At 34.3% G+C, this 13,582-nt stretch carries 6 protein-coding genes and 1 pseudogene; 3 read left to right on the top strand and 4 right to left on the bottom strand.

The annotated features are described in order from the left end of the window. Positions 1 to 8: 8 nt before the first annotated feature. Complete coding sequence (locus ACSAZL_RS15575; protein WP_440945527.1) at positions 9 to 1,544, bottom strand: right-handed parallel beta-helix repeat-containing protein; 1,536 nt, start codon at positions 1,542 to 1,544, stop codon at positions 9 to 11. Positions 1,545 to 1,838: 294 nt separating this feature from the next. Next, on the bottom strand, positions 1,839 to 2,432 hold the full coding sequence (locus ACSAZL_RS15570; RefSeq protein ID WP_440945526.1) for a hypothetical protein: 594 nt from the start codon (positions 2,430 to 2,432) through the stop codon (positions 1,839 to 1,841). Between the two features lie 1,315 nt (positions 2,433 to 3,747). Between ACSAZL_RS15570 and ACSAZL_RS15565 the strand changes: the two genes are divergently transcribed. Beyond that, the gene (locus ACSAZL_RS15565) at positions 3,748 to 5,010 is read left to right on the top strand and encodes a right-handed parallel beta-helix repeat-containing protein (protein WP_440945525.1); all 1,263 of its coding nucleotides are present in this window, start codon (positions 3,748 to 3,750) and stop codon (positions 5,008 to 5,010) included. A gap of 389 nt (positions 5,011 to 5,399) precedes the next feature. Here the strand turns inward: ACSAZL_RS15565 and ACSAZL_RS15560 are convergent. Next, positions 5,400 to 5,606, bottom strand: a pseudogene (locus ACSAZL_RS15560) (helix-turn-helix domain-containing protein); the annotation flags it as partial. 872 nt (positions 5,607 to 6,478) lie between these two features. Here ACSAZL_RS15560 and ACSAZL_RS15555 point away from each other — a divergent pair. Then, entirely contained in the window at positions 6,479 to 8,038 is a 1,560-nt protein-coding gene (locus ACSAZL_RS15555; RefSeq protein ID WP_440945524.1) for a flippase, read from the top strand. A 789-nt stretch (positions 8,039 to 8,827) separates the two neighbouring features. After that, a complete protein-coding gene (locus tag ACSAZL_RS15550; RefSeq protein ID WP_440945523.1) occupies positions 8,828 to 10,321 on the top strand; it encodes a DUF2206 domain-containing protein in 1,494 nt (497 codons plus the stop codon). 112 nt (positions 10,322 to 10,433) lie between these two features. Here ACSAZL_RS15550 and ACSAZL_RS15545 read toward each other — a convergent pair whose 3' ends face one another. After that, entirely contained in the window at positions 10,434 to 13,370 is a 2,937-nt protein-coding gene (locus tag ACSAZL_RS15545; RefSeq protein ID WP_440945522.1) for a disaggregatase related repeat-containing protein, read from the bottom strand. Positions 13,371 to 13,582: the final 212 nt, after the last annotated feature.

Raw genomic sequence — 13,582 nt, 5'->3', positions numbered from 1 at the left:
AATTTCAATTATGGATTTGCGTAAATAGTGAGATTGATTAAACTTTTTGAGGCCTCATAAGTATTTCCATATCTTCCAATGTTGGTCCTGTCTCCGTTATTTTCAGGTTCGTTTGAATAATCAGATGACGGGTACCCTGCATCAATACAGGGGGAACTTACGTTATCAGTTATCCATCCGGTATTACTCCATCTTCCGGCTTTTGATTTGAGGTGGTAATCATGATTTGAGATGTCAGCGTACAATGGATCAACATTTATGTCTGTAGTCGGGGTAACATTTACGTAATTTCCAGCAGCGCTATTGTATACACAGTTGTATTCCAGTATAAACGTGTGATTCGAAGGATCACAATTTTTCACTCCCCAGCCTGAACCCACATCTGCGACATTTCGAATAGTGTTTGAAATTATATTATTTCTAACAATAGTTACGAATCCATTATCTTTTGGGATTCCGTAGGCTGGATATAGTTCGTATGCAACACCGTATTTTCTGTTTCCATCTATTACATTATTTTCAATTATGGTGTTATTAAATCCCTGAACTACAATTCCACCTGCTTCATGAAGGGTAGACGATGTTCCTGTGTCATAGATAATGTTATGATGAATCCATACTCCCTTAGCTCTGTCTTTATCATATTTGCTGTAGCCTACTATCCAGATTCCCCATGCACGTGTATGATAAATTCTATTGTTATAAATTTCTATATCGTCCATTAATGGAGCAGTCATTTTTTTATCCAGCTCTATTCCAGCATATCCCTTATTATCTGCTGTTATCGTGTTGTTGTAAATCTTGATATGCATCGTTTCTGTTAATCGAATGGCTGCGTCTGCCTTTATAGTGATAGTGTTGTTATATATAGACGCGTTTGACGAATGCTTCAACCATACAGCATCATGTCCAATTTCAAATATAGTGTTGTTGTACACATTGATATTTGTCGGAACAGTTTCATATTCTCTTGAATAATCATGGAAGACTTTAATTCCGTCCCCCAGTCCATCATAGAGATACATATCATGGACAGTTACATTATAACTGTTTTTCAGGTTAATCATGTCATAGAAACCTTTTCCAATGTCTTCATACTGTTTTTTGCAGTTTCCGTCAATTTCAAACCCGCGTATGGTTACATTTTTTTCAAAATCCTGTTTTGCTTCTATAAGCCCTTTATATGTTTTTCCCCAATTTGCGTGATTAACCAGTTTTATAACGGCGTCTGAATCCCCTTCCAATATTGTGTTACTTCCAATATATAGCGTATCGTTTATCCAATATGTATTTGAACCATTGAGATGAACGGTCGTAAAATTAGAGTTCTCGTTTACAAATGAAAGTGCTTTATTTATTTCGATATGGTCATTTATTCCATCACAGTTATAATCACCACTACCATCTGTATCAATATATATAATGTATGGGGTAGGAGAGTGGGAGGTCGTTTTGGTAGAGATTACTATCCCGATAATTATTATGGTTACAAATATAAAAAATATGATATCTCTTCTTGCTTCTGAATCTCTTCTACTACTCATTAAACCTTCCTCTCTTATTTTTCCAGTGACCCGAAGAGAATGATAATTATATAGTTTTTTAATTAAAAACGTTATCTTTTCTTTTTAATTTTTTCTGGTTTTTCTTCAATTTAAGAAAACCACAAAATTTCATTCCAATTTGAGCAAATCAATTCACTCATTTAGAAATGTTGATTCATTCACGCAATCACTCACCGAAATTTTCTAAATTGTGGAACTATTTTTGTGGGAATTTCCGACAGCTACAGCTAAAAGCCATCAAGTTTAATAACTAATTATTCTCCTATTCTAGCCTTATCCATATTGGAATCTTGCTCTCATTAAAGGTGAGAAACCTTTCCATTCTCCAGTGCTGAAACACTGTTTGTTGAAAAAAATAAATAGATTGTAACAAAAATTAGTTAGCCCATTACCGGTTTTGAACAACCTTGCTTTGTCCACGATATCACATATCAAAGAAAATATCTGTTCCATTGTATTATCTGTCTCAGGCGTAAAACCTTTTTTCAAGAAGCTCACATTCTTGCTGAAAATCTCTTCGGCATAAGAAATCGCTTTATGAAACGCTTCAGAAAGTTCAAGATCAGAGTTAAATTCTCGTATCTTTTGAATATACGCAACAGCACTGATACCCGTATCAGAAAGTATCAATTGAGATATCTCATTGTAGGTAATCTTATCATTATCTGGAATCTCTTCAATAGAACTGAATTCCTCATAATACCTCTTACTGACGTTTTTTAATTGATGAAACACGCAAAAAGAATGAGTCACTTCAGGAAAGACCATTTTTACGGCTCCAATGATCGCTTTATCCTCATCAGAAACAATCTTTTTGATTTTACCTTCAGGAAATCGGTTCTTTATTCGTATAAAAAGAGGTATCAAAGCCTCAATTGTTGGTATCCTCTCAGTTACTTCAAAATCTAAAATGATCTTTTCTTTGGTAGCAACAACGTAAACAGATTTATATCACATTTTTTTCCATTCTTTCTTTGTGAGTTTCGTTCCGATAAATTCTTCAAGCTTTTTTTCCATCCGTTCTTGATCCAATTCCCATCAACATGCAATATTTCGTCAAAGCTAACTTCTTGGGTCAAAAGTTCTTTCTTTGAACGTTTTGCTAGTTTCTGTTCATATAACCACAATGAAGTGGGACAAGGAGCTCTTCCACAGACATCTATTACTCCTTCTGTATATGTTTCCCCAATTCGCCGAGAATTGTGCAGACTGCATCATCCATCGTATCTGACATTCATTTGTGTACCATAATATTCAGAACTGTAATTTGCAGAACTCTAAACACCAATAACATGATAATGTTTCTTACAAGCAGGACAAAACCAGTATGTAACATTCCGAGCTATAGTGCCGTAAGTTGATAAAAGAAAACGAGTGTAATGAGAGTTCACATGTAATTTTCTGCCACAAACATCACAATGAGTAGGAGAAAGTATAGAGAACATAGGATAGTATCGATTTTCAACCAAAACTTTTGGTAGAGGAATTATTATTTTTCCACAAGCAACCGTTTTTACCATTGATTTGTCTATTGCGATGTTACCTTTTTCCATCCACAAATATATTATCTCAATATAATTAAAATTTTATTGTTTTGCATGGTGAGAGAAGAAAATAAGAAGACCAGAAAATAATAAAAAGTCTCTTATTTCGTTGCAGGCACTTAGCGATATATCTTGTCAATTCGAAATCAAATCCCTCTAAAACAAGGATTGAAATCCCTCTATTTTTTTAACTGCTCATTACCACAGATTTTCAGTGAAGACCATCAAATTACAATAAAAAAAAGTTAAATAAGATGACGACTAAAAACCTATTGTATATTTGCAAGTGAGATCCACTCAAACATGGATTAAAACCTCACTGCTGCACAGTACTTCAGGTTCGGGAGGTTATTTTTTCACTGATATTTTTAGTTGATTAACCGCGAGATATCTGATATTTTAGTAGTTAATGCAGTATGCTTTTAACAACGTGGAAGCTCTTGCTCTAGCTGTTCCTTTTGTGATCATCTTTTTTTAGATTGCGTTTGGGAGCATGGCGGAGAAGCTCGAAAAAACTTATCTCGAGCTATCAGGGTCAAAAATGGGATTAGTTCAATTACGAGGTTTGATGTTCTTTGTTTTACTGGATCAAACTTAAGAATATACTTATTGGGAATTTTTCATTAGGGGGTTTTTAAATGGTGCGGAATTTTAGACATGAAATAAAAGCAACTGGTAAATTTATTTACACACAGAATCGTGGTAGAAAATTCATTTTAGTATCAATTTTTTTATTATTATTATTATTTGTAGGAGTAGTGGGAGCTGGTGATGAAACCTGGATAAACTCAAAATTGCAGTCTCATGCAGGAGGCACTTACAAACTTCCAGCTGGGACATTTGAAATTGAAGATACAATCTATATCCCGGATGGTACTACACTTGAGGGAACCGTAAAAAATGGGAAGCTCTTGTCAAAAATAATACTTGTTGATGATGCAGGCTGGCCTTCTAAAAAAGCAATGATCGAAGTTGAAAATACTAAACAGAAGAATATTGTCATTAGGAATTTTGAGATTGATGGTAACTGTGAAAATCAAGATGAGATTTACGGCAAAGGATACCATGATATGATAGTGCTTTCCCATCCATATAATGTAGAAATTTATGGAATGTATTTGCATGATGGTTTATCCGATGGGATCCGTATTCATCATGATTATACTAATGAATATGAGACAGTCCCTACAAACATCAAAATTCATGATAATGTAATTTTCGAGTCCGGTCATGATGGTATCTGGATCAAACATTCATCAAGTGTCGATATTTATGATAATGAAATTACTCTCAAAGGGAATAGTGGAATTCGACTAACTGAATGTAGCAATGTCCAGATCTATGATAATGATATTTCTTCGAATAACAGGGGATTTGCAGGAATTGAACTGGATAAGGGTGCTTCCAGCACATCAATGGAAAATATTGAAATTTATAATAATAACCTTCACGATTTACGTTGCTGGGGAATATGGCTGTATGGATATTATAAAAATGGTGCCGGCTATGATTCAGATCAAATAAACAATATCCATATTCATGATAACTCCATACTTAGGTGCGGAAGATCTGAGAATTCATATCAATATAGAGAAGCTGGCGGAATTATCATTCAAGGTTTTAACGCTCTGATTGAGGATAACATAATCGATGATAATGCTAAATTCGGGGTAGCCTTTGAATACTGGAGTTATAGTAAGCTTGGTGAATCTTACAAACCACCTGCAGGAGAAAAGTTTACAGTCATTCTAAAAAATAACAAAATTAGGAATGCTGTAAAATCTGAATATCCCAAAGATAAACAGGGGTATGGTGTAGCGAATATCCTTGATAGTAATCATGTTTTCGTTTTGAAAGGTAATACCGTTAGTGGAAGCGAGACGAAAAATTATTTATGTTGATCGAGTAGATCCTTAGTGCCCGCAACGAAATAACCTATGCGACTAATTATTTATTGTAACTTCGATTGGCGACCTTGATATTGAAAATCAAAACGTCAAATAGGAAATCTGCATAGGGTGTTCTGTAACGGCTACTTACACAATAAGGATTGAAACTAAACATTCTGACACTGAAATTGAATATAGTGATGTGGATCTTGAAGGCTTCAATGATTTCGATATGCTGGAGGGTTAGTTATCCATCTGGATCATTAAATCACGGCGTATTCGAATTTCAAATCCGCATCTACAATTTTTATTTTCGGAAGTGTAGAACTAAATACAAGGCAAGAAGTATCCTCTTCAAATTTAATGGATTTTCAGGTCGTCTCCCCGAATTATTGAATTAGTTTTTTAAGCTTTCTTATTATGTAATCTTTGTATGGATCGAGTTTGCTTTGTCTTTTTGGACGTTTCTGAGGCTCAGGAGCTGTCTTACGGCGGAGATATTTCCTCACAGTTTTCCTATCATGACCTGTTCTTTCTGAGATTTTACTGATGCTCAAGCCTTGTGAATACAAATCTCGTATCAACAACCATTCCTCCTTTTTCAGCATGATTCACAATCCTCGAACTTTTCTCAAGAATTGAGAATTGGGGAATTTTAAACCGCCGAAAAGGAGGAATTCTTAACCGCCGTTGACACTCTTTGGCTGTATTTTTAGCAGGGGTGATTACTGCATTCTTTATTAGCGATAAAAAGGGATTACAACGTTTGGCGGAGAGTTAAGAAAAAAAGCATCTTAAAATGTAAGGTTTATAGTTACCATCAGTCGTAACATCATTACATAATTATAGGATTATAATTCTGTGTAGTGATGTTACAATTACTTTTATCACTAGATTTTGGAACTGAGTCACCAGAGGTCCCGTTGCATAATAATGCAGCGGAACTAGCGGTAAGAGCAAAGGTCAGAAAAAGAGATGTCAGCCTTCAAAACTATAACAGAGGAAGGAACAAAGGCAAATGACACTTTCATGACGATTGTTCAGACAGCAAAGAAGCTGGGTGTAAGCGCATATCAGTACATATGCGATAGAGTTAAATTAGAAATGCCATCTCTGGCTCAAGTAATCAGGGAAAAAAGATCATTGAGTTGAAAGCACAGATTTCCATTCAATTTGAAGAGGATACCATGATATTATTAAAAACAATCGAATTTAAAATATGAAGTTATCAGGTATAAGCTGGAATTTGATTACAAAATTTAAAAGGAAGAAAACTTTGAGAGGTTATTATAATATTTTTATACTTTATATATATAAAATTGTGGGAACCCCCCCAAAGTAAAATTGTTGTGACTGAATACTTTCATTTGTTAGACAATCGAAATTGATGTTTATTTAGAAAGAATTATATCATAGCAGTAAGTTGAACTGTTCTAGAAAAATGAAATAAGAATATTAATCTGTAAAACAGTGTTACCTAATGTCTCATATTACTCATAAATCTCTTAAGAGGGTAGCTCAAAGTGCTACGATTATTTTTATTGGAACAATTATTAATTTGTTTTTGGGATTTTTAGGTAGAATTCTTCTTATAAGATTCACAACTCAAAATGAATATGGGCTTTACTCAATGGCCTTTACATTGATGAGTGTTCTTATCACAATATCTACTCTCGGTTTGTATGATGGAACTACTAGATATATTGCAAAATTTAGAGCAGAAAATAAATCCGATAATATACAAGATACTGTTCTTTCATCAATGTTAATCGCATTAATTTCCAGTGTCTTGATTACTATACTAGCCTACGCTGCTTCCGGCTACATAGCTATAAATATATACGATTTACCTGAACTTTCTCCAGTATTCAATATATTGCTAATTGCAATTCCTTTGTCGGTTTTGAGCAATATATTCATATCAATCTTCCGAGGGTTTGGTGAGTCCAAAATAAAGGTTTTTTTAAATGAAATTTTGAGACCCGTTACTTATCTCTTGTTTTTGATCCCTACAGTCTTTTTACGATTCTCGTTTCATACTATGGTTTACGTCTATGTCATATCTATTTTAATAACATTTCTTGCATTTTTGTTTTATTTTATCAGAAAACCTCCGCTTAAGCTGAACTGGAACAGGGTACGCATTAATCATGTTACAAAAGAACTGTTAGTGTATTCTCTGCCACTTCTTGCAGTAAATATACTGCTTACAGTAATGTCATGGACCGATACTTTAATGCTCGGTTATTTCAGAACACCTGAAGTAGTTGGGATGTATAACGCTGCTTACACTATAGCTAATCTTCTTTCAGTCTTTATTAATTCTGTAGGCTATCTCTATGTCCCAATCATTTCTCAACTGTATAGTAAAGATCAAATTGAAGAACTCGGGGTTGTTAATGCAACTTCAACTAAATGGGCTTTCATGTTTACATTTCCAATGTTCGTTTTATTCTTTTTGTATCCCGATTTTATCCTGACGTTTTTTTATGATTCTCGCTATGTCGCGTCAAGTACTGTTTTCCAGATTTTAGTATTGGGATTTATTACAAACGCTTATTTTGGTCTTAACTATCATACTTTAATGTCTGCTGGGAAATCTTATTTCCTTATGAATTGCTCTTTAATCAGCTCCGTTTTAAACATAATATTAAATCTGATTTTGATTCCTCCATTTGGGATGGTTGGAGCAGCTATTGCATCAGCTTTATCTTTTGCCTCTATAGAAGTATACATGACTGTAAAATTGTATAAATTTTTGAAAATCCATCCCTTTACAAATGTCTATTTAAGGTTTACATTTGTAGCTATCTCAATTGTGTGTTTTTTTTATTTTGTTACGCACTTAATTCTCACAACATTTTGGACTTTGGTAATTTTGTATTCCTTGTTTTTGCTAATCTATGCTATTTCTGTGCTATATACAAAATCACTGGATAAAGATGATCTAAAACTAATGGCTGAAATTTGGGAAACCAGTGGGATCAGGTTTTCATTCCACAAATTTTTAAAACTATGGGGTGATAAAGGAGTTAACTAAATTCGTAGATTTTTTTTAAAAACATCCCAAGAATTTGAATTTACTGTATTATCTATGACTTTCTCGATATTTTATATCTTCAACCAAATCCTCAATATTTTAAATTATTTATAACTTTATTGTTTACTAGGTGGGTATATGAGTTTCATCGAAAAAATAATCAATAGCGATGTTAAAAAATTTATAATTATTGTATTTTCTATACAATTTGCACTTGTAGGTTCAATTATATTGGACTTTCTGAACTTTCCGATTCCAATCTTAAGGCAAGTAATGGGTTTCATTTTTCTTACTTTTGTACCTGGGCTTATTATTTATAGAATCTTCAAGCTGCAAAAACTAAGTTTTTTTGAATCAGTTGCATGTATTATTGGTCTGAGTCTATTATTCGTAATGTTCTCAGGATTTTTTATAAACGAATTTCACTCTTCTATTCTACCAAATCCAATTTCATCTATTTCTCTAACTTTAATTTTATGTGCTATAGTATCTATTTTATCTCTTCTATACTATATGAGTAATAAGGATAAAAATACGTCTGATGTGTTGCATTTAGGTAATACAAAAGATTCATTATCTTTATCTCTATTATTTTTATGTACGATTCCATTTTTCAGTATCTTTGGAAGTTATCTCATTAACTTTTTTCATACTAACATCCTTATGATTTTATTTGTTATCTTGATTTGTGGGGTACCAATTCTAATCACATTTACAGATTTATTGACAAAGCGTCTATATCCTTTTGCAATATTCATAATTTCAATTTCAATTTTATACCATAATTCATTGTCATCCACTTTTTTAGATGGATGGGATATTCACGATGAATATTATTTTTCGAACCTTGTTATGATGCACTCTTTATGGGACTTTACAATACCCTCAAACATTAACGCAATGTTAAGTATTGTAATGCTTGCCCCCATATATTCAGAGATATGCAATTTAGAGCTGACATACGTATTTAAAATAATATATCCCTTCCTCTTCTCGATAGTACCTGTTGGAATTTACCACATATCTCAAAAACAGGGAATTAATGACAAAATTTCTTTTCTGTCAGTATTTTATTTCATGTCTATATACACATTTTATACAGAGATGCTGGCATTAGCAAGACAACAAATTGCAGAATTGTTTTTAGTTTTAATCTTCATAATTATGTTAAGTAATTTAGATCTGTTTAAAAAACGGGTTTTGTTAGTTTTATTTACATTCGGTTTAATCACGTCTCATTATGGTTTGTCTTATTTGACTATTTTATTCATACCAGTAGGATATCTATTCATGATTTATGTTTTAAAAGCTAAGAGTGATACCTATACGATTAATTTTATGCTTATATTCTTTGTTTCTGCATCTATCTGGTATCTTTATGTATCTGGCGGATCCATATTCGAAACAATAGTTAATATATTTAGTCACATTTACGCAAATATAATGATGGAATTTTTTGCAACAAAATCAGTTGAACTGGCTACCAGTAATTCTCCTTTTTTGAGTGGGCAAATTTTAAAGATACTATATCTGCTGTCTCAATTCTTTGTAATTATTGGATTCGTGCGAGTATTTGTTAAATCAAAATATTTTAGAATTTCCAGTGAATACTTTAGTTTCTCGTTCATTCTTCTATTTGTACTAATCACGTCATTTTTCACTTCTTTTACAGGTATGAATATCCACAGGTTGTATCATATTACATCAATTTTTTTAGCAGTTTTTTGCGTGATTGGTGGGATTACTTTTATTCATTTAATTTATAATGCCCTCAATAAAAAATGGTCTGAGGAATCTTTTAAGCACTCATTAAGAATCTTGTCTGTTTTTTTTGCAATATTTATGATTTTTAATATCGGACTTGGTCAGGAAATAATACATGATAACCCTACTTCGGTTTCTATTAATCGAGAATGGATACAAAATTCAGATAATCTCGAATATCAGTACTTCCTCTACAAAATGCATTTTCCCATTCAAGATGTTATCAGTACTAAATGGTTATCAAAAAATAGAAACTTACAGACAAAGATATACGCTGATTTGTCATCGACAGACCTATTATTTTCCAGTTATGGTATGATTCCTAACGAGACCAGATTATCCAATAACACGAAGGTAGAACAAGGTTCCTATATTTATTTGAGGTATCCTAACGTCCATTATGGTCTCATGTTTGGGCCAAAACAGGGGATGAAGTGGAACATTGTTGATAACCCCATACTACTTGATCAAAAAAATCTTATTTATTCAAACCAGGATAATTTTATATATAAATATTAAGGGCACAGCATGAAAATATCCATTAAACTCAAAAAATTGCCTGCACAGAAAGATTATTCCTTCTGTGCAGCGTATTTTGATATCTTTTCCACATTTGAGTAATGAGGAAAATTTATTGTACTATACTCATATTCAGTATCGGTCTCTGGCTTTCGATTTCCCAGTCATTGCTGTAGAATGCAATGTAGTTATTGCTTTCAGTTTTTGCTTTGATCAGGAAACCTGTATTTTCATACTTATTCGTGGTATATTCCTTCACCAGATCTGTTACATCAAGCTCATAGTACCCATTGTCTGGAAGGTCTTTTCCTTTTATGGTGAACTTAGCATATGGTGTGTTTCCCTGAGAAACATCTTCTTTGTCGTACCAGTCTCCTCCAGCATTCGTCCATTTCACGTCATTATCCCTGTTATTCCAGCTCACATAACTGGGATTCCAGGAAACCGGCCTGTAAACTTCAATGACTGTATCTTCAGGCCTTGATTCTTCTGGATAGTACCAGTAAAGAGAGAGAATTGCCTTACTGATTTCCTGGTCTGAATATTCGCTCAGGTTAAACCACATAACGTCTCTGTACCTTCCTACGTTGTCAGTGCCCCCTACATCAATGAAAGGTTTGTCCTGGAAAACCGTATCCGGGGAAGCTTCCCGCAGGCGGTTATCCTTGGCACCAGTAATTGTTACGTTTACTGGTTCTGCGGGTACTTGCTTTGTTATCTTAAGCTTTGGCTCCTGACTTTCGTTTCCGCAGTCACTGCTGTAGAATGCAATATAGTTATTGCTTTCACTACGAGCTTTAATCAGGAATCCAGTGTTTTCGTATTCCCCACTTACATATTCTTTTACAAGATCAGTTATATCAAGTTCGTAATACCTGTTGTCTGGAAGGTCTTTTCCTTTTATGGTGAACTTAGCATATGGCGTGTTTCCCTGAGAAACACCTTCTTTGTCGTACCAGTCTCCTCCAGCATTCGTCCATTTCACGTCATTATCCCTGTTATTCCAGCTCACATAACTGGGATTCCAGGAAACCGGCCTGTAAACTTCAATGACTGTATCTTCAGGCCTTGATTCTTCTGGATAGTACCAGTAAAGAGAGAGAATTGCCTTACTGATTTCCTGGTCTGAATATTCGCTCAGGTTAAACCACATAACGTCTCTGTACCTTCCTACGTTGTCAGTGCCCCCTACATCAATGAAAGGTTTGTCCTGGAAAACCGTATCCGGGGAAGCTTCCCGCAGGCGGTTATCATATATTTTTATGTCCTCATCCGGGTTGCTATCATTTTCGACTACTGTTATATTTGCAGTAATGGAGTCTTTCAATTCTCCGTCACTCACTTCAAAAATTACTGTGTAGGATCCTTCCTGGCCCGAAACCGGGGTCCAGCTGAATATTCTGGAATTTCCATCAAATGTTGCTCCTTCCGGAATGTCTAAAACGGAGTATGTAAGGCTGTCTCCGTCTTCATCTGAAGCATTTACTTCAAAATTAAGAGTTTTTCCGATCTCAACTGTAGCAGACGGGATAGGATCCATTACAGGGGGATGGTTGATGTTTATCGGTGCGTCTCCTGAATTTGAAGCATATTTTGTGTTCCCGTAAGCTCCTATATTGATCCTGTCTCCGTTATCTTCAGGTTCGTTTGAATAATCAGACAACGGGTGCCCTGCATCAATACAGGGGGAACTTACGTTATCAGTTGTCCATCCGGCATTACTCCATCTTCCGGCTTTTGATTTGAGGTGGTAATCACGATTTGAGATGTCGGCGTACAATGGATCAACATTTATGTCTGTAGTCGGGGTAACATTTACGTAATTTCCAGCAGTGCTATTGTATACACAGTTGTATTCCAGTATAAACGTGTGATTCGAAGGATCACAATTTTTCACTCCCCAGCCTGAACCCACATCTGCGACATTTCGAATAGTGTTTGAAATTATATTATTTCTAACAATAGTTACGAATCCATTATCTTTTGGGATTCCGTAGGCTGGATATAGTTCGTATGCAACACCGTATTTTCTGTTTCCATCTATTACATTATTTTCAATTATGGTGTTATTAAATCCCTGAACTACAATTCCACCTGCTTCATGAAGGGTAGACGATGTTCCTGTGTCATAGATTATGTTATGATGAATCCATACTCCCTTAGCTTTGTCTTTATCATATTTGCCGTAGCCTACTAACCAGATTGCCCATGCATGTGTATGATAAATTAAGTTATTGTAAATTTCTATATCGTCCATTAAACGATCAGTCATTTTTTTATCCAGCTCTATTCCAGCATATCCTTCATAATTTGATGTTATCGTGTTATTGTAAATCTTGATATGCATCGTTTCTGTTAATCGAATGGCTGCGTCTGCCTTTATAGTGATAGTGTTGTTATATATGGACGCGTTTGACGAATGTTTCAACCATACGGCATCATGTCCAATTTCAAATATAGTGTTGTTGTACACATCGATATTTGTCGGAACAGTTTCATATTCCTTGGAATAATCATGGAAGACTTTTATTCCGTCCCCCAGTCCGTCGTGGAGATACATGTCATGGACAGTTACATTATAACTTTTTTTCAGGTTGATCATGTTATAGAAACTGCTTCCAATTTTTTCATACTGGTTTTTGCAGTTTCCATCTATCTCAAATCCGCGTATGGTTATATTCTTTTCAAAATCCTGTTTTGCTTCAATAAGTCCTTTATATTCTATATTCCAGCTTGCGTAATCAATCAGTTTTATTACAGCATCTGAATCTCCTTCCAATATTGTGTTGCTTCCAATATATAGCGTATCGTTTATCCAATACGTATTTGAACCGTTGAGATGGACGGTTGTAAAATCAGAGTTTTCGTTTACAAATGAAAGTGCTTCATTTATTTCGATATGATCATTTTTTCCATCGCAGTTGTAGTCACCACTACCGTCTGTGTCGATGTATACAATTGGCGCTGTAGGCGAAGCGCATAGTACTATTTGAATATTAACCAATAGAGTTAATGCTACTAGCAATAGCATCAGTAACTTTCTTTCCATAGTGTTCACTCCCTTTCACTCCATCGTGGTTTTTTTAGTGGACTTTGAGCGTTTTTGCCCCCCCTCGTATAGTCCATATTCTCATTTAAAAAACTTATTTTATGTTTTAAATGCAACTCTTTTTTATTTCATACTTTCTTTTAATAGTTTCGATGGTTTACTTCTTATATTTTACGCTTAAGTTTTGGGACTTTTCCATTTTTACTGCTCTG

Origin of the sequence: Methanosarcina mangrovi (assembly GCF_052057765.1) — an archaeon.
Classification (GTDB): domain Archaea; phylum Halobacteriota; class Methanosarcinia; order Methanosarcinales; family Methanosarcinaceae; genus Methanosarcina.
This window is presented reverse-complemented; position numbering and strand designations above follow the sequence as displayed.